This is a genomic window from Mesorhizobium sp. B2-4-6 (assembly GCF_006442775.1).
In the GTDB taxonomy this organism is placed as follows: domain Bacteria; phylum Pseudomonadota; class Alphaproteobacteria; order Rhizobiales; family Rhizobiaceae; genus Mesorhizobium.
The window spans coordinates 502,978-525,896 of record NZ_VFVI01000003.1 but is presented as its reverse complement, the minus strand read 5'-3'; the positions used below and the strand labels follow the sequence as shown (position 1 = coordinate 525,896).

24 protein-coding genes are annotated in these 22,919 nt (G+C 62.1%); 12 read left to right on the top strand and 12 right to left on the bottom strand.

The genetic code is table 11. The annotated features are described in order from the left end of the window. The first annotated feature begins 67 nt into the window (after positions 1 to 67). Both FJ957_RS12705 and FJ957_RS12700 read left to right on the top strand, forming a co-directional pair. On the top strand, positions 68 to 967 hold the full coding sequence (locus FJ957_RS12705) for a LysR family transcriptional regulator (RefSeq protein ID WP_140831766.1): 900 nt from the start codon (positions 68 to 70) through the stop codon (positions 965 to 967). Positions 968 to 1,477: 510 nt separating this feature from the next. After that, a complete protein-coding gene (locus FJ957_RS12700; RefSeq protein WP_140831764.1) occupies positions 1,478 to 1,705 on the top strand; it encodes a hypothetical protein in 228 nt (75 codons plus the stop codon). 164 nt (positions 1,706 to 1,869) lie between these two features. Here FJ957_RS12700 and FJ957_RS32435 read toward each other — a convergent pair whose 3' ends face one another. Continuing rightward, complete coding sequence (locus tag FJ957_RS32435; protein ID WP_263497842.1) at positions 1,870 to 1,992, bottom strand: hypothetical protein; 123 nt, start codon at positions 1,990 to 1,992, stop codon at positions 1,870 to 1,872. 283 nt (positions 1,993 to 2,275) lie between these two features. Here FJ957_RS32435 and FJ957_RS31815 point away from each other — a divergent pair, with 283 nt between their 5' ends. The 4 genes from FJ957_RS31815 (at position 2,276) to FJ957_RS12680 (ending at position 5,905) form a co-directional block, all read left to right on the top strand. Beyond that, a complete protein-coding gene (locus tag FJ957_RS31815; RefSeq protein WP_181180553.1) occupies positions 2,276 to 2,728 on the top strand; it encodes a hypothetical protein in 453 nt (150 codons plus the stop codon). 282 nt (positions 2,729 to 3,010) lie between these two features. Continuing rightward, positions 3,011 to 3,496, top strand: a complete 486-nt coding sequence (locus FJ957_RS12690) for a RidA family protein (protein WP_140831911.1) — start codon at positions 3,011 to 3,013, stop codon at positions 3,494 to 3,496. Positions 3,497 to 3,581: 85 nt separating this feature from the next. After that, a complete protein-coding gene (locus tag FJ957_RS12685; RefSeq protein ID WP_040980560.1) occupies positions 3,582 to 3,803 on the top strand; it encodes an alkylphosphonate utilization protein in 222 nt (73 codons plus the stop codon). Positions 3,804 to 3,943: 140 nt separating this feature from the next. Further along, positions 3,944 to 5,905, top strand: coding sequence for an acyltransferase family protein (locus tag FJ957_RS12680; protein ID WP_140831763.1), 1,962 nt, complete (start codon positions 3,944 to 3,946; stop codon positions 5,903 to 5,905). 149 nt (positions 5,906 to 6,054) lie between these two features. Here FJ957_RS12680 and FJ957_RS12675 read toward each other — a convergent pair whose 3' ends face one another. After that, positions 6,055 to 6,408, bottom strand: a complete 354-nt coding sequence (locus tag FJ957_RS12675; protein ID WP_140831761.1) for a cupin domain-containing protein — start codon at positions 6,406 to 6,408, stop codon at positions 6,055 to 6,057. 364 nt (positions 6,409 to 6,772) lie between these two features. Beyond that, positions 6,773 to 8,776, bottom strand: coding sequence for an AI-2E family transporter (locus FJ957_RS12670; protein WP_246685826.1), 2,004 nt, complete (start codon positions 8,774 to 8,776; stop codon positions 6,773 to 6,775). A gap of 262 nt (positions 8,777 to 9,038) precedes the next feature. Here FJ957_RS12670 and FJ957_RS12665 point away from each other — a divergent pair, with 262 nt between their 5' ends. The 4 genes from FJ957_RS12665 to FJ957_RS12650 all read left to right on the top strand — a co-directional run bounded on the left by FJ957_RS12665 (position 9,039) and on the right by FJ957_RS12650 (position 11,679). Next, a complete protein-coding gene (locus FJ957_RS12665) occupies positions 9,039 to 9,365 on the top strand; it encodes a hypothetical protein (protein ID WP_140831758.1) in 327 nt (108 codons plus the stop codon). Between the two features lie 171 nt (positions 9,366 to 9,536). Further along, positions 9,537 to 9,881: a hypothetical protein gene (locus tag FJ957_RS12660; protein WP_140831756.1), complete on the top strand. Its 345-nt coding sequence runs from the start codon at positions 9,537 to 9,539 to the stop codon at positions 9,879 to 9,881. Positions 9,882 to 10,051: 170 nt separating this feature from the next. Continuing rightward, the gene (locus FJ957_RS12655; protein WP_246685825.1) at positions 10,052 to 10,333 is read left to right on the top strand and encodes a hypothetical protein; all 282 of its coding nucleotides are present in this window, start codon (positions 10,052 to 10,054) and stop codon (positions 10,331 to 10,333) included. Positions 10,334 to 10,437: 104 nt separating this feature from the next. Further along, positions 10,438 to 11,679 (top strand): DUF763 domain-containing protein, encoded by a 1,242-nt coding sequence (locus FJ957_RS12650; RefSeq protein ID WP_140831753.1) that lies wholly within the window; start codon positions 10,438 to 10,440, stop codon positions 11,677 to 11,679. A gap of 396 nt (positions 11,680 to 12,075) precedes the next feature. On the opposite strand, the gene dcm is transcribed toward FJ957_RS12650, so the two are convergent. The 4 genes from dcm to FJ957_RS12630 are packed head-to-tail and all read right to left on the bottom strand — an operon-like array spanning position 12,076 to position 17,393. Beyond that, entirely contained in the window at positions 12,076 to 13,221 is a 1,146-nt protein-coding gene (gene dcm, locus FJ957_RS12645; protein WP_140831751.1) for a DNA (cytosine-5-)-methyltransferase, read from the bottom strand. A 55-nt stretch (positions 13,222 to 13,276) separates the two neighbouring features. Further along, on the bottom strand, positions 13,277 to 13,975 hold the full coding sequence (locus FJ957_RS12640) for a hypothetical protein (RefSeq protein ID WP_140831749.1): 699 nt from the start codon (positions 13,973 to 13,975) through the stop codon (positions 13,277 to 13,279). Further along, complete coding sequence (locus FJ957_RS12635) at positions 13,972 to 15,105, bottom strand: hypothetical protein (RefSeq protein WP_140831747.1); 1,134 nt, start codon at positions 15,103 to 15,105, stop codon at positions 13,972 to 13,974. Before FJ957_RS12635 ends, FJ957_RS12640 begins: the two co-directional genes overlap by 4 nt. A gap of 2 nt (positions 15,106 to 15,107) precedes the next feature. Further along, positions 15,108 to 17,393: an ATP-binding protein gene (locus FJ957_RS12630; protein ID WP_140831746.1), complete on the bottom strand. Its 2,286-nt coding sequence runs from the start codon at positions 17,391 to 17,393 to the stop codon at positions 15,108 to 15,110. Between the two features lie 380 nt (positions 17,394 to 17,773). Here FJ957_RS12630 and FJ957_RS12625 point away from each other — a divergent pair, with 380 nt between their 5' ends. Both FJ957_RS12625 and vsr read left to right on the top strand, forming a co-directional pair. Continuing rightward, positions 17,774 to 19,066 (top strand): hypothetical protein, encoded by a 1,293-nt coding sequence (locus FJ957_RS12625; RefSeq protein WP_140831744.1) that lies wholly within the window; start codon positions 17,774 to 17,776, stop codon positions 19,064 to 19,066. Further along, positions 19,066 to 19,482, top strand: coding sequence for a DNA mismatch endonuclease Vsr (gene vsr / locus FJ957_RS12620; RefSeq protein WP_140831742.1), 417 nt, complete (start codon positions 19,066 to 19,068; stop codon positions 19,480 to 19,482). Before FJ957_RS12625 ends, vsr begins: the two co-directional genes overlap by 1 nt. A 6-nt stretch (positions 19,483 to 19,488) precedes the next feature. On the opposite strand, the gene FJ957_RS12615 is transcribed toward vsr, so the two are convergent. From FJ957_RS12615 to FJ957_RS12595, 5 genes are all read right to left on the bottom strand, one after another. Continuing rightward, positions 19,489 to 20,484, bottom strand: a complete 996-nt coding sequence (locus tag FJ957_RS12615; protein ID WP_140831741.1) for an HNH endonuclease signature motif containing protein — start codon at positions 20,482 to 20,484, stop codon at positions 19,489 to 19,491. Positions 20,485 to 20,537: 53 nt separating this feature from the next. Next, positions 20,538 to 21,146 (bottom strand): DUF6456 domain-containing protein, encoded by a 609-nt coding sequence (locus FJ957_RS12610; RefSeq protein WP_140831739.1) that lies wholly within the window; start codon positions 21,144 to 21,146, stop codon positions 20,538 to 20,540. Positions 21,147 to 21,422: 276 nt separating this feature from the next. Next, a complete protein-coding gene (locus FJ957_RS12605) occupies positions 21,423 to 22,256 on the bottom strand; it encodes a GcrA cell cycle regulator (protein ID WP_140831737.1) in 834 nt (277 codons plus the stop codon). An 87-nt stretch (positions 22,257 to 22,343) separates the two neighbouring features. After that, positions 22,344 to 22,640, bottom strand: a complete 297-nt coding sequence (locus FJ957_RS12600; protein WP_140831735.1) for a hypothetical protein — start codon at positions 22,638 to 22,640, stop codon at positions 22,344 to 22,346. Then, entirely contained in the window at positions 22,637 to 22,918 is a 282-nt protein-coding gene (locus FJ957_RS12595) for a hypothetical protein (RefSeq protein WP_140831732.1), read from the bottom strand. The genes FJ957_RS12600 and FJ957_RS12595 overlap by 4 nt, the downstream gene beginning before the upstream one ends. Position 22,919: the final 1 nt, after the last annotated feature.

Here is a 22,919-nt window from a genome sequence, read left to right as displayed (position 1 = left end):
AGCCTTTGCACTTGAATAGTGCATCAGACGCCATGTCTGTTCGACGGATCCATGCTATGGTCGCGCCATGTCGCGACCCGATCTCAACCTGCTCGTCACGCTCGATGTGCTGCTTGCCGAAGGCAGCGTCGCCAAGGCCGCCCGGCGCCTGAAGCTCAGCCCCTCGGCGATGAGCCGGGCGCTGGCGAGGCTGCGTGAGACAACCGGCGACCCGCTTCTGGTGCGCGCCGGACGCGGCCTGGTGCCGACGCCGCGCGCCGTCGAGCTCGGCGCCGAGGTCGGCCGGCTGGTGACGGAGGCCGAAGCGGTGCTGCGGCCGGCCGAACAGCTCGACCTTGCGCGGCTCGACCGCGGCTTCACGCTCCGCAACAGCGACGGTTTCGTCGAGAATTTCGGTCTGGCGCTGCTCGCCCGCGTGGCCGAGGAGGCGCCGGGCGTGCAACTGCGCTTCGTGCCCAAGCCCGACAAGGACAGCGGCCCAATGCGCGGGGGCGCGGTCGATCTGGAGACCGGCGTGGTCGGCGGCTCGACCGGACCCGAGATACGCGCGCAGGCGCTGTTCCGCGACCGCTTCGTCGGCGTCGCGCGGGCCGGCCATCCCTTGAGCGAAGGCCGCATCACCGCCGCCCGCTTCGCCGCCGGCCGGCACATATTGATCTCGCGCCGCGGCCTCGACCGCGGCCCGGTGGACGACGCCTTGGAACGCGCCGGGCTGACGCGGAAAGTCACGACCGTGGTCGGCGGCTTCGCCGAGGCGTTGGCGTTGGCACGCGGCTCTGACCTCATCGCCACCGTGCCGGAGCGCTATACGGGCACCCTGCGCGAGGGCCTGTTCACCTTCACGCTGCCGGTGAAGCTCGCCGCGCTGACGATCTCGCTTTTGTGGCACCCGAGGCTCGATGCCGATCCGGCGCATCGCTGGCTGCGCGGGCTGGTGCGGGAAGTTTGTGCGAGCCGACGCGCCTGATCCTTTTGTTCAACATGAAGACCCCGAGAGGATTGCCAATTCGCCATCTCCGCCACCGCCCCACGGGGTCGTGACGAAAGTCATCTCGCCAGCGCATTAGATGGCGCTAATGATATCGCCAGCGCCAATGTTCGTTTGCGCGGAACCCGATGCCGGCCATGGACGTTGCTGGGCGCTTGGGAAGGAGGCGGGAGGCGGATTGAACGATTTCAGGAAATTTGCCTGCTCTCGCTGCCAGGGTGCGGGCAAGGTGTTTATTTGTGAAAAATGGACCCACTCCAACGGCACATGCTGCCCCTCGGGGGCATTGCGCGACAATTGCCAGGGTCAGCGTGTTACCTGCCAGGCCTGCAATGGAACCGGCCTGCGCGGCTACAGCACGCCCCCTGTTCTGCAGGAATAGTCCGCCCCACGCTCACGCGCCCATCCCGGAACCTTGCCGTTTATTTGGAATTCCTAATATAAAGATGCCCACGCGAGAAACGCCAAGCGAGCGCCCTGGAGACGCGCATGAAAACCTATCGCGTCGAGGAAATAGACGGCGAGGCCGTCGTCGCGGTGCATTCGGCGGAAGCCAAAACGCCTTTCGAGGCGGCCGAGAAGGCCCTTGGCCGGAAAGTCACGTTGCGTGCCGGCGCCGACAGGTGGGTCCGCGTCGTCGACCTCACCGAGCGGCCGAGGCCGGTCAGGCTCAGGCCGATGATCTTCGAATTCAAAGCAATTGGACAGAGGAAATAGCGAACCGGGGCTTTGAACGCTTCACGTTTCCCGGAATTGCTTTTAATGCGTTTCACCGTTTTACGGAAACGGCAAGATGACCCATCTCCTTGTTTTTACGCACTTCCGGACGGAGCCTGCGGCGAAGTCGCCGAGCCCAACCGCTCACACTTTCCTGGCATGCTCTAGGTGCTGGCGCCGCCCATCAGCGCGGCGACCAGGGTTGCCAAGAAGACAAGCAGCCCCAATGCGACCCGATCCAGCCATGACCGCCGTCTGGCAAGAACCTCGAACAACCGATTGGCCATCGCAACTTCCCCCATTCATTGGCATTGTATCACGTCTTTCGTGAGCGGATCATGAAACGGCACACAAATGGATCCGATGCCGTTTTCAAGGCGTAACCCGCCTTCGCCGGGCGCCAATGCTGCACTGCCGAATTGCACCCAAAAAAAGTCGGGGTCGAAGTGACATGCCGGCCAGCGAAAAATCAGCCTATTCAAGCGGATAGGCATATATGTGCGGCGCGGCCTGCGGACATCGGAAAAGCCCGGAATTCCGCCATTTCGTGGCTTTCGCCGCGACCCCGGCATGGCTGCAAAGCGTGCTTCGGGCGCGAAAAAAGCGGCTAAAAGGCGCTTGCGGGCCTTCGCCGACGGCGTTGACAGGGCACCGCGCCAATGGCACTCCGCAACCACTGGTCACGCCATGACCGTTGCTGTTGGGGACGGACGGGGTTTCAGCAGCTTGGCGGCGGCGCCGGACGGGCGGGCACCTTCGAAGTGCGCCGCCCGCTCCTGGCCGGTCCAGCTTTCAGCTTTAAAAGTGCCTGCTTCAGAACCGATCAAGCTGGCGGCGCGTTCCTCAGAAACTCAGAACGTGAAGCCGGAGGATGGTACGGCGGCAGTCACCGCCGAAAGCCTGTCACGTCTGGCAAGCGTCGGTTTGCGATATGGCTTCTTCATCGGCTGTCTCGGTCCGGTCGACGATGAAATCAGGACAGCAAGATATGCCCGGCGACCGCCGCGTCAAGCGGAGGGATAAATTTGGCGGAGGGATAAATTTGGCGAGCGCGTAAATTTGGCTGACAAGCCTATAGGCTTCGCCAGCCAATGTGATCTGTGCGCCTGTGGGGCCTTGGCGCCGCCGGCGGGGGCGGCGCCTGCCCGCGCGGATGCAAGGCCGCGATCCGCGCGGGTCAGGCTTCCGGCCAGTCGCCCCAGATCATTCTTCTTCGGATCCAAGCCGTTCTTGACGAATGGCCGGCGAACCGGAAAGCTCGGCCACGGCGCCGTGATGGCGCTGTGCGAGAAGGAAGACCGTGCCATGCCGGGTGCCGACGAAAAGCTTGCCGCGCTCGGCATCGTACTGCCACCGCCGCTGAAACTGCCGCCGGGCATGGTGCTGCCCTTTCCCTGGGTGAATGTGCGCGGCGACCGCGCCTTTATCTCGGGCCACGGGCCGCAGGGGCTGGACGGCTCGCTTGCCGGCCCGTTCGGCGCGGTCGGCGAGAGCGTGTCGTTGGACGAGGCACGGGCTTCGGCCCGCAAGGTCGGGCTGTCGATGCTCGGCAGCCTGAAACGCGAGCTCGGCAGCCTCGACCGGATCATCGGCTGGTGCCGCGTGCACGGCATGATCAATTCGGCATTGCGCTTCACCGAGACGCCGGCGGTGATGAACGGCTTTTCGGAGCTCATCCTTGAGGTCTTCGGCCCTGAGATCGGCCGTCACGCCCGCACCGCCATCGGCGTTGCCGCCCTGCCCCTGAATTTCCCGGTCGAGATCGAGGCTGAAGTGATGATTGAGGGGTGAGCCTCCCTTGGTTCCAGCGCAGCTTGACCAGGCCGTGGTCGGCACGATAGGCGGGCCGAGGCCACCCAACCGATGAAAGACCGCCATGACGGACCCCATCGTGAAAGACAGCAACGGCACGCCGCTGAAAGACGGCGACTCCGTGACCCTCATCAAGGACCTCAAGGTCAAGGGCACGTCTGAAACGATCAAGCGCGGCACGCTGGTGAAGAACATCCGGCTCAACGGCAATCCCGGCGAGATCGAATGCAACACCAAGCAGGTCAAGGGCCTGGTGCTGAAGACAGAGTTCCTGAAGAAGGCGTGATGGCGGGGAAGATCGGGAGGGCCGCCCTCGCCCTCCCCTTATGTTGCACCGCGTTAGATTTGTTGCATTGCGATATCGGCGTATAGGGCCGAGGCTTTAGGGCAGGCGGGATACGAACGAGCATCGTGAGGTTCGTATTCGTGTCAACACCTGCGCAGGATTTCCGGCCCGACATCGAAGGCTTGCGGGCGGTGGCCGTGGCGGGCGTCGTCGCCTTCCATTTCGGCCTCACCGCGCTGCCCGGCGGCTTTGTCGGGGTTGACATCTTTTTCGTCATCTCGGGCTATCTGATCACCCGCCATCTCGCCGCCGAGATTTCCGAGACCGGCCGGCTCGACCTTTTGCGCTTCTACGCCCGGCGCGCGCGGCGCCTGCTGCCGGTGGCGCTTTTCGTCATCGCCGCGACGCTCTGCGCCGGCGCGCTCATCCTGTCGCCAGAGGAGCAGGCGCTTTATTCCAAGGGCGCGATGTTCGCCTCGGCCTATATGATCAATCTGTGGCTGATCCGCTGGTCGTTCGACTATTTCGCCAATGACGCCACGAGCAACCCGTTCATCCATTACTGGTCGCTGTCGGTCGAGGAGCAGTTCTATCTCGCCTGGCCGGCGCTGCTGATGCTGGCGGCGTGGTTGAAGCCCGGCAAGCGCGCCATCATGATTGCGATCGGTGCCGTCGGCCTCGTCTCCTTCATCGCCTGTGCCTGGCTGACGAGCGTGTCGCAGCCCTGGGCCTTCTATTTTTCGCCGCTGCGCGCATGGGAATTTGCCGCCGGCGGCCTCGTATCGATGGCGCCGGCACGGCTGTTGCAGGAGCGCCCGCTGCTGGGGCGGGCGTTGAGCCTGACCGGCCTGACGATGATCGGGGCCGCATATCTCACCTTCAGCGAGGACGCTCCCTTCCCCGGCTTTCTGGCGCTTCTGCCGGTAGCCGGCACGGTCCTTCTGCTCAAGGCGGGAGCGGCCGGCGCCAGGGACGGCGTGAATGCCACCCTGGCGCTGCCGCCCTTACAATGGATCGGCAAGCTCTCCTATTCGCTCTATCTGTGGCATTGGCCGGTCATCGTCTATGCCGGCATGCTGGCGCCGGACCTGACGCCGGCCGAGCGGCTGTTGTGCCTCGCGGCGACGCTGGCGCTCTCCACCCTCAGCTACCATCTCATCGAGAACCCGATCCGTCGCAATGGCTGGTTGATGGCCAGTGCGGCGCGGGCGCTGGTGCCGGCCCTCCTCCTGACCGGCACCGGCGTCGCAGCCGCCTATGGCAACGCCAGGCTTGCCGTGCACGACCTCGATCCGGAACAGCGCATCATCGCCGCCAGCGCCGCCGAACCGTCGACGGCCCGGGCCAAAGCCGGCTGCGTGCAGGATTACCAGAGCGTGACGCCGAAGCCTTGCGTGTTCGGCGATGGCCAGCGCCTCATCGCCCTCTTCGGCGACTCCCATGCCGACCATTGGTCGACGCCGCTGATCGAGGCGGGCCGGAAGAACGGCTACCGGGTGGTGACCTGGCTGAAGAATTCCTGCCGCGCCTCGCGCATCAGCGTCTGGTCGTCCGAGCTCAAGCGTCCCTATAGCGAGTGCGACCGCTGGCGCGAGCAGGCGATCGCCGAGATCATCGAGGCGAGACCGGCGCTGGTGGTCATCTCGGAGCTGGCGCTGACCAGCGGCCGCAAAATGGCCGGCCGCGGCGGCGACATGCGGAGACAGGATGCCGACTGGCGGGCCGGCCTGCGCTCCACCCTCACCAGCCTGAGCAAGGCGGGGCTCAAGGTCGCCTTCATCCGCGACGTGCCGTTCAACAACGCGAATGTCGACACCTGTGTGGCGCGGGCGCTGTGGCGAGACGAGACGCCCTCGCGCTGCGACCAGAAGCGCGCCTACGCCGCCAACGACGCCATGGCGGCGGTGGAACGCGACATCGTCGACAGCATTCCCAACGCCGCTTACGTCGACCTTACCGACCGCTTCTGCAGCGCCACCATTTGCCACGTCTTCATCGACGGCAAGCTCGCCTTCCGCGACCAGCACCATATGGCGACTCCCTTCGCGGAATCGCTGGAGCCGGAGGTGGAGAAAAGGGTGATCTCGAAGGTGGGGCGGTAGGCGGGACGGCGGAGCGCGTAATCTCCCTTGCGGGGGAGATGGCCGGCAGGCCAGAGGGGTGAAGGGATGCCGACCTACGCTTCGTCCTTCTAGGGCGGAGCAAGGAGCGAAGCGACGCGCGCAGATCCTAGAATGACGCAAATTCCCCGTCACCCCACCACGACCACAAAATGCTTGGTCACCGGCTCGAGGATCTTCCAGGTGCCCTTGAAATCCGCCTCGACGACGAAGGCATCGCCTGGGCCGACCTCGACAGGCTCGCCGCCATCGGGGGTGATGATGATGCGGCCCGCGATCATGTGGACGAATTCATAGTCGGTGTAGGTGGCGTGATAGGTGCCGGGCGAGGCGCGCCAGGTGCCGGACATCACCTTGCCGTCCTCGGTGGTGTGCTGCACGGCCGTCTGCATGGTCGGCGAGCCTTCGACCGCGACCCAGCCCGGCAGATCGCCGCCATCGGCATGCTCGACGGCGCCGAATTTGAGAATGGTGGGTCTGGACATCGGATGCTCCTGGGTTCGCCGGAATTGGCTGGGGATGAGATAGCCGATGGCGGCATGCGGTGCACGCGGCGATGCGACAAAGCGAGGCGAAGTGGCGACGGATGGCTACGGAACCGATAGCTGGCCGAGGCGATAGGCCGTAGCATATTAGCAACACTTAACAGACGTCGCACAGAGTTTGCGGCATTGAGCATCGCTGTCCCGTTTCGGGACTGGCATCCGCCTTGCTATAAAGAGATTGCCGGTGTCCTCCCGCCGGTCCTGATCGGGGGATCAGGTCTTAAATCTCGCCGGGCCTGTGGGCTTTGGGCACCAGGGGCAAGCCCGGCGAGTTTTCTTTTTTCATAGTGGCGGCGCCACGCCCTCACTCCGCGGCCTGCAATTGCTTCCGGCGCGCCGGCCGGCGGCGGCGGGCAGGTTTCAACGTGACCGCCACCTTTTTCGAAAGCGCTCCGGTCACCGCGTCGACCATGCCGAAGGCGACGAAGTCGGCGTTGAGGGTTCCGGCCAGTTCGGCCGCCGCCTCGGCGTCGCCATTGCCGACTTCCGACCACAGCACGATGCCGACGCGCAGCTTTGGCTTGATGCGCTTCAACCTGCGCACCATGAAGCGCGCGTGCTGGTTGGACTGGCGGTTGAGGAAGCCGATGACGACGCTGTCGACGTCCGCGAGATCGAGGCGGCGGATCGCCGAGGGCTCGAGGTCGGCGAAGCTTGCGCGCGTCACTTCGGCGCCCTGCACTTCCAGCACCTGCGCCAGCATGGCTGCGGCGGCATCGTCGAGCTCGCCCCGCCCGCCGGCGCAAAGCACGGCAATGCCTGAACCGTCCGGCAGGTCGACCTCCTCCTCATCGGCTTCGCCGGACTTGTCTTCCGGTTTCTTTTCGGCGGCGATCTTTTCGGGGGATTTGCCCTCCTGCGCCTTGGCGGCCTCCTGATCCTCTTCATCCTCGGCTTCCTGCTGGGCGCTGTCGTCGAGATTGGCGACGAGCGTCATGGCGCTGTTGGCGACATGCCTGCGCTGCTCCTCATCCATGACGCCGCGCTCGCGGTCCTGCTCGCCAAGCAGCAGAGCCGGGATCGCCACCTTGCCGTAGAATTCGAACAGATACTTGTCTTCCAGCATCTCCTCGGCGTGGTCGGTCGCCTCTTCCGGATCGCCGGCCAAGAGCCGCTGGTAGAGCCTTGCATGCGTCTCCAGCACCGGTTCGTTCCCGAACAGGACATCAAGGAACTCGAACTGCGGCACGTGCCGGCCGAGCACCACCAGGCAGACGGTGAGCGGCGTCGACAGCACCAGGCCAATCGGCCCCCACAGCCAGGTCCAGAAGATCGCCGCCACGATGATGGCCAAGGGCGAGAGCCCGGTGTGCGAGCCATAGAGCCACGGCTCGATGACATTGCCGGTGACGAGCTCCACGACGATGAAAAGCGCGGCGGTCCACAACAGCAGCGACCAGCCCGGCGCCACCGCCAGGGCCAGGAACAGCGGCAGCAGCGCGCCGACGATCGGCCCGATATAGGGAACGAAGCGCAGCGCCAGCGCCAGCAGGCCCCAGAGCAGCGCGTTGGGGATGCCGAGCACCCAGAGCCCTATGGTGATGGGCACGGCATAGATGGCGTTGACCACCAACTGCATCAGCAGATACTGGCCGACGCGCTTGCCGGCATCCTGCAGCGCCTGCGTGGTGCGGTGAAGGTCGCCATAGCCGACCAGCCGAATGAAACGGTCGCGCAGATCCTCGCGCTCCATCAGCATGAAGATGACAACGATGATGACGAGGCCGGCGGAACTGAGCGGGCTGATCAGCGGGCCGACCAGGTTCTGCAGCACCTCGAGCGGCCTTTCATGCGAGACGACCTCGACCGGGATCGGATCGCGCTTCGGCGCCTCGGCGGCTGAAGGCAGCTGTGGTTCCTGGCGGTCGATCTCCTGACCGACACGCTCGATGACGCCGCTGAGGCGCGAGATGATGCCGCCGCCCAGGCCGTTTTCCTTGAGCGCGCGGACCTTGGTCAGGATGTTGATCTGGTAGACGGGGATGTTCTGCGCGAGATCGCTGACCTGGGTGGCGACGACGAAGGAGAACAGCGACAGCGCGGCGAAGGCGCCGGCGACGCTGGCGATGACCGCCGCGATGCGCGGAATGCCGAGGCGCTTCAGCCAGGACACGACGGGGGCGATGGCGAAGGTCAGGAGCAGCGCAACGGCGATCGGCAGGAACACCTCGCGCCCGAAATAGAGCGCGGCGACCGTGGTGACCACGCTTGCCACTGTTGGCAGCACGGTGCGCGGATGCCCCCTGGAAACGGCGAGCAGGCTCGCCAGCCCCGGCTCCGACACCCCATTCCGACGATTGGCCGCCACCATCGAGCCTCCCTGCTGCCTGGCAATGATCAGAGATATTTCGCCGGCGTGCAACGCGCCGCCGCCCGGTCGGTTGCAGTACACGCTAATAAATATCTGAGCTCATTGCCTTTACGGAGAGGCAGCAATGCGCCGGACCAGGCGGCTGGCGCCGCGGCCAGTGCCTTGTCCAAGGGCGGCAACCAGACGGTTTTCGGGAACATGCACCGCTCGAAACCGTTGTGTTGGCGAAGGGGCGTCCTGCAAACTCAAGGAGGCAGCGATGAAAAAGCTTCTGCTTGCTTCGATGATCGCCATCGCCTCGGCGTTCGCGATCGCGCCGGCCAGCGCCGGCGGCGTTCAGCTTGGTATCGGCATCGGGCCGGGCTATGACGACGGCTATTACGACGATGATTATGGCGGCTATTATCCGCACCGCTACTACCGTCACGTTTACAGTGACGACTACGACAATGGCGGCTATGTGGTGCGCTACCATCACCGCTATCACCGCCATCATTGCCGCACCGAACTGGTGACCCGCTGGCGCCACCACCACCGCGTGGTGGAGGAAGTGCGGGTGTGCGGCAGCGGCTACAACCGCTACTAAACCACCCTGGTTGGATAGCGCGGATCGGCTTTCGCCCGCTCCGCGCTATCATTCGGCGTGCCTGGGCCGCGAGCGCTCGCGAAGACTTCAAATGTTGCTGATTGTGCACGGCGGCGCAATTTTTCGGCGTGCCGGACGTTATCATGGGTGAACCTTCAGGAGGAGGTTGCCATGAAAAAGTTCCTGTTTGCCTCGGTAATTGCCCTCGCCTCGGCAGTTGCCATCGCCGCGCCGGCGAATGCGGCCAACGTATTCCTCGGCGGCAGTTATTTCGACTACGGCCCCTTCGGCGATTTTTACGACAGCTACGGCTCCGCTCCGGTCTACGGTTCTTATTGGGGTGGCTCCTATCTGGACGACGGGCCTGGTTACGGCCCAGCCTACGGCCACGACTATGAAGGCGCTTACGTCGCTCCGCCGACCCGCATAAACCGCGGCCGCCATTGCCGGATTGAAATGGTGAGGACCCGCCGCCATGACCACAGGTTCATGCGGCAGGTGCGCGTCTGCGATTAGCCAATCCGCCGCCGGGAAGCCGCCCGGCTTCAAATCACAGTGATTTTCGCGTGACGCCACAGCCTCTTGGCAGCTTTTCGGCTTGTAAAGCGTTGTCAAGGCGAACCTTCAGGAGGAGGTTGCCATGAAAAAAGCTTCTACTTGCCTCAGCAATCGCCGTCGCGTCGGCGGTGGCCACGGTCGCGCCGGCAAACGCCCAGGGATTCTTCGGCCTCGGTATCGGACCGTTTGGCGGCTATCCGTTCTACGGCGGCCCGTTCTATGGCGGTCCGTTCTACGATTACGGCGGCCGCTATTACGGCCCGCGCTACTACGACGATTATCCCGCCTATGTGGTCCGCTATCCGCACTATCGGTACCATCGATATCATAGACACTACTACGTCTATTCCCACCGGTACCACCACAGGCACCATTACCGGCACCATCACAGGCTCTACGGGCGCAGGTAGCAGCGGCTGCACACCGACGAGCTGACCTTCCCTTGTGGGGAGATCAGCCGCTTGCAAATCTCCGCCGAAATGCCATTTAAGTCGCCGGTTCCAGGGAGACGAAAGTGACGCAGCGAAGCGGCAGCGCCGACCTGCCGCTGCATGGCGGGCGGGTACCGAAATGGCTGGGCGATCGGATGACGAAGCTCGGCGCGGTGCTGTGCGAAGCGATCATCCACCATTACGGCCGCGACGAGCTTTTGCGGCGCCTGGCGCATCCCTTCTGGTTCCAGTCTTTTGGCGCCGTGATGGGCATGGACTGGCATTCTTCCGGTATCACCACATCGGTCATCGGCGCGCTGAAGCGCGGTTTGAACCCGCTCAGCAACGAGCTCGGCATCCATGTCTGCGGCGGGCGCGGCACGCATTCGCGCAAGACGCCCGGCGAGCTGCTGGCCATCGGCGACCGTGTCGGGCTGAACGGTGAGGCTTTGGCCACCGCCAGCCGGCTCGTCGCCAAGGTGGACAGCGCCGCCGTTCAGGACGGCTACGACCTCTATTTGCACGGCTTCATCGTCACCGATGACGGGCGCTGGGTAGTGGTGCAGCAAGGCATGAACGGCGACGCCCGCCAGGCGCGCCGCTACCACTGGCTGTCGGAAGGGCTGGCCAGCTTCGTCGACCAGCCGCATGCGGCGATCGAGGGCGAGCGCCAGGGCGAGATCGTCAACCTCACCGACCGTCGCGCAGAGAAAGCCCGCGGCGGCCAGATCGAGCTGCTCAAGACCATGAGCCCGGAAAAGATCCTCATCGAGCTTGCCGTGCTGGAACCGCGGCCCGAACCCGAGCCCGCCGCGCAGCCGCTGCTGCCCAACCTCGTCATGCCCGCGCATCACGACGTGCGCGAGAGCGACATCGTCATGCGCCGCCTGCACGGCAACATCGCCGCGGCCATCGAAAGCGGCCCGAAGGATTTTCCTGATTTGCTGCTGGTTCCCGGCGTCGGCCCGCGCACGGTGCGGGCGCTGGCCATGGTCTCGGAAGTGGTGCATGGCGCGCCCTTTCGCTTCTCCGACCCGGCCCGCTTCTCCCTCGCCCATGGCGGCAAGGACCGCCACCCCTTCCCCGTGCCGCTGAAAGTCTATGACGAGACGATCGGCGTGCTGAAATCGGCGGTGAGCAAGGCAAAGCTCGGACGAACCGAGGAACTGGAGGCGCTCAGGCGGCTGGACGGCGAGTCACGCCGGATGGAGAGGTACGTGACGGGGCCGAGCTTGAAGGAGATCGTCGCCGGCGAGATGGACCAGTCGCATTTGTTGGGAGGACGGAGCGTGTTTGGATGGGAGGGGAAGCCGGAGGGTGACTAGGGGATTCCAAGGTGGCGATAGGGTGGCTGCTCAGAGGTAGAGGGCTTCCCCAGTGACTGGATCGCCTTCAGTTTCGACCAGTTTGCCCTTAAGTAATTCACACTCGATTGCAACGGGTAGAGTACAGCGGTCAAAATACTAATCGAGCGGCCAGCCGAAATGAGGAACAGACAGGGCTGAACTTATGGGAACTGCCTTCCTTGTGCGCGGCGAAAGGTACCTTCATTATCTCGACGGAGGCAGCGCAATGGTGCCGATCGAAGCGAACTTGGGAGTGAAAGCGCACTGCGAGATGGAGCAATGGTAAAGTGAGAGGGTTACATGAGCACCGACAGTCGTGGCTGTGCGAGATCGGCCCACGTCACCAAGGCGACGATCATCGGCTAGTGTTGAGTGTCAGAAACTGCGGCCTTCGCGTTGCTCGGCTTTGGCAAGAGCGCTTTCGAGCGCCGGTAGAAATCCATCCGGAAAGCGTAGCCCTCCCTCTTTCGCGCGCAAAATGAAGCCTCGAAGAGCTCGAGCAGACAGCGGAATCCAACTCGGATCTCTGAATTTCTCGATAGAGGTGATCGGGCGGCGAACCGGAAATTCGCTTGCTTCAACTGCGAAGCGTCCGCGATCATCGCCATAGGCCGCAGTTGGCCATGGCGCACCCTCCACAAGTGGCCGTGTTACAAGGTCGAGCATGGGGCGTGGGGTTTTCAATGAATGCGCGAGCCACGATGCCGTCGGAACGGACACGGCGTTCCCGACCATGCTCCATCGCGGCGACCGCTTTACGCCGTAATCGAGGTCAGTCCACCCGGCCGGAAAACCCTGAAGCCGTTCGCAGGCCTCAATACCCGGTTTCAGCACTTCGCCGTCGGGGAAGAGCACCGCGGGAGCCGAAGGTATGCCCAACGTCGAGGCAATCTTGAGCGGTGGGATGCCATCAGACGTCGTTCCGACGCCACTTCGCCCTTCGGTCCAATAAAAGCCTACAGAACGATCAAGAGTGACCGGACCTGAAGTGGGCGAGCCGGCTTCGTCCGCGAAAAGAACCTCGCGCGGATCAAGGCTGGTGCTTGCAACGAGAAGAACGCGGCGGCGACGCTGAGGAAGACCGAAAGCCATCGTGTTGACGATGCGATAGCCCCATCGATACCCCAACGCCTCAAGGTCACCGATCAAGGAATTCATCGCCGCACCCTTCTTCAGGTGAAGCATGAAGTAGACGTTTTCGATGACCAGCGTCGGAAGAACGCCTCTTCCGAGCAACTCAAACAGATGCCGTATGTCACCCGACTTTTGCCCATTGATGCCTTCCTTGTTGCCAGCCATGCTTAGGTTCTGGCAAGGGAATCCGGCGGTGACGATCGACGTCCCTTCAGGGAATCGTGAAAGATTCGCGACATCACCGGCAATGGTCGTCTGCGGAAAGTGCGCCTTAAGAAGTTGCTGGCAATGCTTGTCCTTGTCCGCTAGCAGCAACGACTGGAGCCCGGCCTCCTTGAAACCCAGTTCGAGTCCGGCGACACCCGCATAGAGTCCGACTACCGACAAGTCTCATTGACCTTTGATTTGATTTGCGATCGGAGACGACGCTGCTACGTGCGAGTCACGCGAGCCGAAGGGCTGGTTCAAAATTACAATCCTGCAGGACGCTGATAGGGGTTCGGCGTGGGGATTTTGTCCATGCTGAATGGATGGCTGCAGCAAAACCACTTGCACGGCCGAGTTGCGCGTTTCGCACAGCGCTAAAATTGTGCGCGCTCGTTTGGGCCTTGGACCAATCCGACCAGAAAAGCTCGGAAAGGATGAAATCTAAGCAATCCGTTGGAAGCAGAAATCCGGCTGGAATTCTCGGCACAGCAAGCTTCATACCAAGCCGCTCGGTACAATGTTCAGACACCTGCACATGCAACTCTGGGCCAAGCTGGCCAGCGTTCTTCTTATCCACATGGAGATGCATAACGGGATGTTCATCGGCACCGACCCGGAAAATTTTCAAATGGGTAACCATCTCCTCTACCATCCAATCTGAGCTCTTACGGTTGGCCGGGGCAATGAAAGAGGCGTGAAACCCTATTGTTGCAACGATAGGTTCGTTCGCGCCTGTGCGACGATCATATTGCGTCGCGTCAATCGTTCTGATTGAATCAGTGCCCCACCTAAAATTCCGCCTTGTCTCTCGGCCTGTCTCAAATTCGTTGAGGATCGCTTCCAGCCGATAGCGAGATGCTCGCGCAACCAACTCTTCTGCTGCCCGGACATAGGCCGCTACTTCGGCCCCGTATTTGTAAAGATCAATGATCATTGTGCGGTAACCGCCAGAAGTTCACGATCCTCGAAAATGACTTTTTCCCCGAGTTCGGCGTGTTCGCGAGCATCTACCAACTTGACCCACGCTGGTGGCACATCTGATGGAAAGTGTTCGTCCTGTGCTCTGACACAGTCCCTTGCGGATGCGATTTCGGTAGTCTCGACCAAGTCGACATCGGACACAATGACTGGATCGTCGATCTCTAGCAGCCGGATTGGCACCCCCCCTGCGGCAACACGCAAAGCCTCTGCGTAGCCGATCTTACTCTGCGAGAAATTCCAAACGATGTCGTCGATCCCGGCTCGCCACCATCTGTCGGCGCCAACAGTTCCGAACGGACCTTGGTAACGTACCGCTCGCAACTGATGTCCCAAGTCGCTTGTCTCATCCCTCGACAATGAGTCGAAAGATGCCGTCGTGATGCCAAGCCGTATGGCTGATTGGTACGAAGTTATTAGAAAAGACGGATATGGAAAGACGTTATGAAGCAGCCATGCAAGAAGGAGCCGCGCTTTGGCCTGTGGGTGACTTACCGAGGACAGTTGCGGCGGCCTCGCACGATCAAGGTGGCGCTCGGCACTGCTGCGCCATGATGAGTCCTTCGGTAGGTTTAGCAAACGTAAGCAAGTTTCTTCGTTTGTAATACGATCTGCGTTGGTTGCCTTGTCGTCAGAGACCAGCGCCCCAACAGCCTTCTGTATTGCACTTGAGGCATCGGCCAGCTCTACGAGAACAGCCGCACTGGCTTGAGTTTTGTCGCCCACCCACTCCACACCTGCCCTTTGCGCAAGGACATGAGCCCGAGCTCGCGGAATTCCCGGCCCAATTGCGCGTTCCAAATCACTACTGACCAGCGCGGTCGGCGGCCTCTCTTCCAGCTTGAGCCGTCTCCATTTTTGAAAAAGACTTAAACCGTTGTCCTCTTCTAGAGCGCTCTGTTGTGTTCGATCATTACTATAGAAGAAATCGAAAACCCACAAATCGCTCTCTGCAGCAGCTTCAAAAGCTGCGTTTGCTTCTTCCTTATTATTCGGATTGAAAGTGCGAAACAAGCGCTGGTACTCTTCTGATAAGCTACCGAGCAAGCCATCAGCATCGTCATCTACATAAACGATTGAAGTCATGCCTACCTCAGCGGAATCGTAAATTCGATCGACGTGGCAAAACCTTTCGGCGGCGGGATAAATGCGATCTCTCCGCCATATTCTTGAACAAATGCGCGTGTAATTGTGAGGCCCATTCCCATCCCCTGCCCAAGTATAGCGTCAGGTCGTTCTGTGGTCGACTGAAAAGCTTCGAATAGGCGATGTCCGCGACCCAGGTCAACAGCTTGGCCGGTATTGTACATTGCCACCACCATGGCACCTCGTTCTTCGCGCGCTTCGACGCGAATGCGCCCATTTTTGTCGGTGAACTTCACAGCGTTAGAAAGCAAATTCGTGAATATCCCCGACAACTCGGAAGGGAACATTGGAGGGGTGCGCAAATCTGCCGGGATTGCGTTCTCCACCTTTAGACCACGCTGCTCGATCCTGGCGAGGAAGAATGGCACAACCGCGTCGAAGCGATCCGCAAGCGGTTGCCGCGAACGACGCCGGCGGCCCTCAAAGCTGGTAGCGTCGACGAGATAAGTTGCGTTGCGTCGAATTCTATCTGCCAATTCCAAAGCGCGCCGCTTGGCGTGGCGAATGGCAGATCGCGTACCCGGGAGCGTGTCGTTGCCTAATGCTGCTTCGAGATCCGCGACGAGCCCGGCAATCTGAAGGCCGAGCACATTGATTTCATGCACGAATGCTGCAAGTTCGGCGCCCAAAGAGGCCAAGACGCGCCACATTACCGCTTCGCTCCCGAATTCGTCCGCCATAGAGCGGATTTCGGCGATGTGGGGCTGCGCTGCGCGTGCTTGCTCGGCAGCGGCCGCGTAGTCGTTCCTTTTGATTGCTTCCTCGATACCTGCAAAGCTTTTTTCGGCGGCTATAGCGCTCTCGCGAACAAGCAGTGCCGTAGGGGCTTCCTGTGTACTTGATCTTTCTACGGCTCCCCGTTGGCGAATGCGCTCGGCCTTTTGAACCTCTTTCACCTCCTTGCGACTGGCGTAACCAAGTCTAACGATCAGGTCGATTGCCACCCGTACCCAACGACTAACGAAATCCAACTCCGGACTTGGGAGAAAACCCTCCCGGTTGACAAGCATTTGAAGTCCTTGGCTTGACGAGCGATGAAGAAAGACTGCGCCCATATATGCAGCGTTACCCTGCACAACTATTTCCTCGTTCGACAATCCCGCGGGTAGATTTTCGACGTCCAGACTCGATAGCCGGGTCAATTGGCGGTGTGCGCGGGATTTGTAGTCTCTTTCGAGATCTAGCCAGTCGTCATGGGGATCGCCGTACGGTGGAACCCTAAAACCTTCCATGAAGACTCTGACCCCTTGGACAGCCCGATCCCAAGTATTGTTCGACTGCTGAAAGATGCGTGCGCGGAATGTCGGACCGACGCCCACACCAATCTGTCGTTCGAACCTGAAACCTTCCGAGCCCGGAAACCTTTTCTTCGTGGTCCAAGTTGGCGCTATCGCCACTCTTAGAAGCCCGGTCACACTGTCAAACTCAAGTTCGGCTATCCACCCGGCGGCTTGCGCAACATCAGGAATCAATTGGTCGCCGATCGACAGATCCCCGGTGAAAGCAATACTGAATCCCGGGTCGCTGGCGTGTTGATCCTGTACGGGGATGCGTTCCTCGAACAGCAATGGCTCGGCGGCGACGTTGTGGGACAGCGGGTCGCTCAAAACGATCGCAGGAGCAAGTGTGGCCGCCTCGTTTAGGAACGCGCGCTTAATTCGATCGCTCCAAGCTGTCCGCAGCGGTGCGATTTTCAGAGTCGTCCCGCTGGGTTCGCCGGTCGATTTGGCGGCGCGGACGATCACAGCACCAGAATCGGCGATTTCATCCAGCGTTTCGAGCTCTTCGATCTTCAGCCAGTCGATCGACGCTCTGATTGACGAAATCGATGGCGGCAGTTCCTTCGCGCCTCGCGCAGCCGCCCCTGCTTTGCGCGAAACAACGACGAGTCTTGTGCCAAGTTTATGCGAAGCCAGGCGGCCGACGCCCTTCTCGCCTGTATACCTCCGACCAAAAATCGGTGAACGTCGATCACCGGTGTTTTTTGTTCTGCCGGCAATGGTTAGAAAGCCGCTTGTGAATTCCTCCTCAGTCATGCCGACACCGTCATCGGACACAACGATACGGCCCCTGTCTGCACTCGCCAGATCGATTCCCTGGACCGTTACAAATGTTGCGTCGGCATCGTAAGCGTTCTTGATCAGCTCGACGAGCGCCGTGCTTTCCTTGGCGACCAGCAGTTCGCCTAGCTCTTGAAAAAGCTTCGTGTCGACTCTGAAACCGGTCACGGGCGCGCGCTTCGCTCGACCACGGTAGAGTTTTCGGCGAGCGGGTTACGAAGAAACTTGTTGTTCGGTGCGAATATTGGCATTGCTCCCCTGCGCGTTCGCTGGCGCCTTGAAAACCCCTCGGGTTCTATAGCGGAACCGATAAAGGAAGTCACAATGGTTTTGACATGAACGTTGTGGGAGCGATCCAAGAACTTCACGACCGTTGCGCGGTCTACACGTCTCATAGCACAGCCGCGCGTCTGTTGGACACGATCGGCTGGTCATCAGATGCAGACTTGTTGTCCAGCATTCTGCTCGAGCCCTGCGTTGGCGAAGGGGCAATTTTGGTAGAAGCAGTCTCACGCTTGCTTGGGAGCTTTCGGAAGGCCGGAAGACCGTTGACCCGAAAACAGCTGGCGCCACGAATACAGGGGTTCGAATTTCACAGCAGGACAGCCGACGAGGCCCGCCGGGCGGTCGAACGAGTGTTGTTGGACGCCGACTTGTCTTGGCCTTCCGCTCGGGCACTGTCGCACGTATGGGTACGCAAGCGCGATTTCCTCCTACAAGTTCCCGGCCAGGTCACCCACGTGGCTGCCAATCCGCCGTATGTACGCTGGACTAAGCTGCCTAGCGACCTTGCCAAGAAATATCGTAGCAAGCTGCCGGCTGCCGCGACGAACGGCGATCTCGCCGTAGCATTTCTGGACCGGATGCTAGCTTGGGCAAGACCGCATGCGAAGGTCGTCGCGCTGATCAGCGATCGCTGGATGTTTGCTCAGTACGGCGCTGAGTTTCGCAAGCAGTTCCAAGAGCAAGGTTGGGCCCTTAGGGTCGTTGACCCGCGCCCGGAATCTGCATTCGTACGGTCCGTGGGCGCCTATTCCGCAATCGTAAGTCTAGCCCAAGGGGGCTCGATTTCGGCGGTAGCCAATACTGGTCCGAGAGAACGAGCAAAGAAATTGCACGCCGCACTCGTCGCGCGACACGGTACCCTCGCCGAGGCGGGGTGCGTCGTTCGGGTCGGGCCGGCACTGGGCTCTGGCGAAACTTTCCTCGTTTCACCAAGCGAAGCGGGTCGGATCGAGAGCGAGTTGGTCCGATCGTTCATCGTCAGACAGGGCGCCAGAGGAGAGATCGCGATCGCGTCCGAAAAGCGAGTGGTCATTCCGTACGACCGAAGTGGATCCGCGATATTACTCGATGATTGGCCAGGCTTTGCCGCCTGGGCGCGGCAACATGAAGCGAGGCTAAAGACCCGCAGCCACACGAGGAACGGATCCCATTGGTGGCAGACAATCGACGCCATCGGCACGCAATGGCAACAAACGCCGAAGTTACTAGTGCCCGAACTATGCCGCAATCCGTTTGCTAGTCTTGATATGACCGACTCGATACCCGCGCACTCGCTTTATGCAATTTGGCCAGGCGCCTGGCCAGCACAGACGCTGCAGCGGGTTCTTAACGCAGGCCTGTTGCGACTAACAGCCACTGCCGAAGCACCGATGCTTAAGCAAAACTGGTATCGCTTCTACAAGCGGTTCATCGTACGCACCCCTTTGCCCAAATGGTCTTCACTCTCGAGCCCCGAACGCAAGGCGTTGGAACAAGAGAATGCGGCGCAATTCTCAAGGACGTTCAGTGCGTTGTTCGGTTTCGTGCCCGGAAGCCTCGACATTGCGAGTGATTGATGCGCCGTCCGTTTGATGATGTTCCATCAAGTCGTCGTGCGTTAATGGGCCGCGTGCACGGCAAAGACACAAAGCCGGAATTGGCAGTTCGGGGCGCAGCTCATCGTATGGGCTTCCGGTTCAGGCTTCATCGGCGTGACATGCCGGGCACCCCCGATCTCGTATTTCCGAAATTGAAGAAGGTGATCTTCGTTCACGGGTGCTTCTGGCACCGACATATTGGATGTCGACAAACCACCGTACCGAAAGCTCGCGCGGACTACTGGAAGAGCAAGTTTGATGCGAACATCAAGCGGGACGCCCGAAATCTAGCGGAGCTTCGTGAACAAGGATGGGAAGCCCTTGTCATTTGGGAGTGCGAGACGTCAAACGAAACCGCCCTGCGGGCTCATCTGGCGGGATTTCTGACCGATTGAGCTATGCTATGCAACGAACACATCCGCTCGATGGTGTGCCAGGTACCCTTGCTGCATCGCATTGAAGGCGCCGGTGCGCCAGACGGCGGGTGCTTCTGAGAAGCCGAAGCTCTGCATTACCAGTTGATCGAATCCGAGGCGCTGCAAATCCGCTCTGTCGACGCGGGAGGACACGCGTACCTCGCCGCTGTCTTCGAAGCTGATGAACCCGCGGTCGAACAGATGGTCGGCGTCAGGCGTCAGCAGCAGGCCGTTCATGCCGTCGAGGCGCTCCTGCGCAGAAGTGCAGAGTCGCCAAGGTTTGATATGGCTTGCGATCAACAGCGAAGGGTTGGTTATGCCGGTAAGGCGGCAAGCCTCCTCCACAGCCTCGACATTGGCACGAAACTTCCCTTGCCCGCGACGAGCTTGAATGACGCTGTTCTTCACTGTGTCTTCGAGTTGAAGGTCTTCGAGGATGCGACGTCCGACCGTGTCTTCTAGAATTTCGTTGACCACCTCAAAGGTCAGGCTGTTGGCGCCGCCACGCGTCAACCCTTCTCGGTTGAAAGCGGCACTGGCGACAATGGCGTGAAATACTTCCGATGAGATGCCAGCGAGATAGGCCTTCTGATTGCCCGATCCGGAGACTGGATGAATGGGTGAGTAGCGGGCCGGTAAAAGTGGCCCCAATTCGCCGATCATGGTCTTTGGACTAACCGTCGGCTCAAGCGGCGTCCAATAGACGGGCAGCAGCCAACCTTCCTGGTTCCAATAGGCTCCGGTGTTTTTGAATTCCTCTGGCTTGGGCGCCGTGAAGGCAAACTCCGTTACCCGCCCGACATAGCGCACCGCCTGGTCGAAATAAGACAGCACCAAATCCCCGGGCGTTGCCCGGCGCATATTCTTGTAGAATTCGCTAAGCGCGCCATTTCTCTCGGTCTTGGGCGACCAAAGATATTGCCCGTCGATCTCCTGCCGGGCCGTCTGACTGTGATTGACCCACCAGAACTGCGGCATCATGCTGTATTGTTTGAGCAACTGCTGGCCAATTCTAGGCTAGGCTGCCGATTTGTTCAACGCAGCCCTTGCCCCGCCTTCCGCCCCACGATCCCATAATGCACCGCCAGCAGGTCCAACCCGACCTTCAGCAGCTTCACCACCACGTCGCGCCCTTCGCCGGTGCGTTCGGCGATGGCCTTCACCGACTGGCCCTCGAGGCAGATCTTGCGCACCACGTCCGCCACCTCCCAATGGGCGAGCGCAGCGGCAGCGTGAGCATACGCCCGGCCGGCTGAGAGCACGCGGTCGGGGACGCCGCCGCCCACGCGGCCGCCGTCGATGCGTTCGCTCCAGGATTGCGGCTGCAGGCCCTCGCGCAGGCTGCGCTCGAAATCGTCGCGGAAGCGCTGGCCGGCCTCACGCTGCTGGCGCGTCAGCGAGGTGATGCCCACCAGCGGATCGACATTGCGCAGGCGCACGATGCCGCCGGTGGAGCTGTAGCCGCCATTCGACACCTCGTAGACGCGGCGCGCCTCGGCCGTGCCGGGGGTGAGGCGCTGGCGGCTGAAGGCGTCCGTCTTCAGCGCGAAGTCGTGGCCGACCTCGCGGCGTATGCGCACCTGCTCGGCCTCGCCCTTGGGGAGTTTTGGCGGTTGCGGTTTTTTCGAGGATTTGCGGGGCATGCATGCGGTCCTTGGGTTGTGGGGTGGATGGCCAACGGGAGAGGCTGAGTTCCTTCGCGCATGGATCAAGATTCCTCGCCCCACGAAGTGGGGAGAGGTGGCGCGGCGAAGCCGCGATGGAGAGGGGTCTTTTCGTGGAGCGCCAAGCTCGACAGCGGATTCTCGCCGCGCGGCGTTTTGTCCTGCCGTCGTCGCCGCCTCTCCATCCGCTTCGCGGACACCTCTCCCCCGCTATCGGCGGGGGCGAAAAACACAAGCGCGGATACGCCTCGCCTCTCACATCCCCCTCCCGCGATGGCCGTGGAACCTGGCATGGTGGTGCGCGCAGTAGCTTCGCGTGCCCGCGGTGCGCAAACCGCAGCACAGCATGTCTATGCCGGGGCGCGCGCCGGCGGGATCGTGTTCCGGCGTTTCGCGCAGCGCCAGATCGAGCGGCGCGCGGCAGCGGCCGAACAGGCAGTCGAGGAAACGCATCGCCGCGACATGCGGCTGGCGTCCAGGGTTTACCGGGGGCGGCGGCGCGGGCAGCTTGTAACACTGCGCTTCGGATTTCTCGCGCCCGCCGGGTGCGAGCCAGGCCGGCGGCAAGGTGCGCGCGGGTTTGCGGGGTTTGGGTTTCTTTGGCTTGAGGGCGCGGGCGGTGACGGCGTCCGTTTGTGTGGTGAGGTCGGCCGGACAGCGCTCCCCTCTGTCCTGCCCGTCCTCCGCAGAAGCTGCGCTGCGGCTGCGGAGGGTGGACCGGGCATCGCCCCCAGTTGGGGGGAGATCAAGCACTTCGGCGCCGGCGCCTTCTACAAGCTCGGCGTATCTGGCAAGCGCGGCCGGCTCGGAGAGCGTCACGCCTCCAGCGGCCACTCTGGCGCGCCGGCCGGGGCGTTCCGGCCGTTCGGCATGCTTCCTCGGCCGGCCGCCGGCGCGGCCGCCCTTGGGGTTGGCGAAGCCGATGGCGCTCAGGCCCGCGTTGCGGTGGACGATGCCGATGATGGCGTTGCGCGAGACCGGGGCGCCGCGCAGGGCGCTGAAGCGGCCGGCGATGCGCGAGGCCGAAAGCCCCTCCTTCAGCCAGGTGGCGATCTCGTCGATTTCCTTTTGCGTATAGGCGGCTGCCATTCTTCTCATTCCATTTGCTTGTCGAAGGCGCGGACGAGCGCCAGGGTTCGGCCGCGAGGCCGCGGTCAGGTCAGCGATCGGTTGAAGTCAGGCGGCGCCGGTCAGCCGAAGCAGCGCTGCCTCGGCCGCAGCGCGGGTCAGGCCCGACACCGCAAGGCCCGTCGCCCGGTCGAACAGGATGACGGTTCCGTCCTCGGTGCGGATGCAGGATGCGCCGCCATAAGTGGCGGCCGGAGCCGGGGGAGGAACGGCTCCGGCCGCTCCGGTGAACCGGGGTGCGGGCGGTTCGACCGGATCCGGGGCACGCGCCCCGGAAAGCGCCCGGACCGGGGAGGAGGACGGTCCGGGCGATTGGAATTCATGGATCGAGGGAGGCGCGTTCATGCCGCCTCCCCTTGCATGGCGGCTGCGGCGCGGCCGGCCAGCGATTCGTAGCTGACGCCGGCGATGCCGTGCCTGCGGCTTGCCGCCACCACATGCGGCCAGTGCTGCGGCGCGATGCGGCCGCGCCGGCGCATCTGCCGCGCCGCCTCGTAGCCGCAGCCGACGTCGGCGGCGAAGGCGCCGATGCTCTGCCAGGAATCAATAAGCTCCGGAATGTCGGCGGGCTGGGCGGATCCGCCGGCGGGCGATGCGGAAGAGCTTGCGGAATGTACGATCATG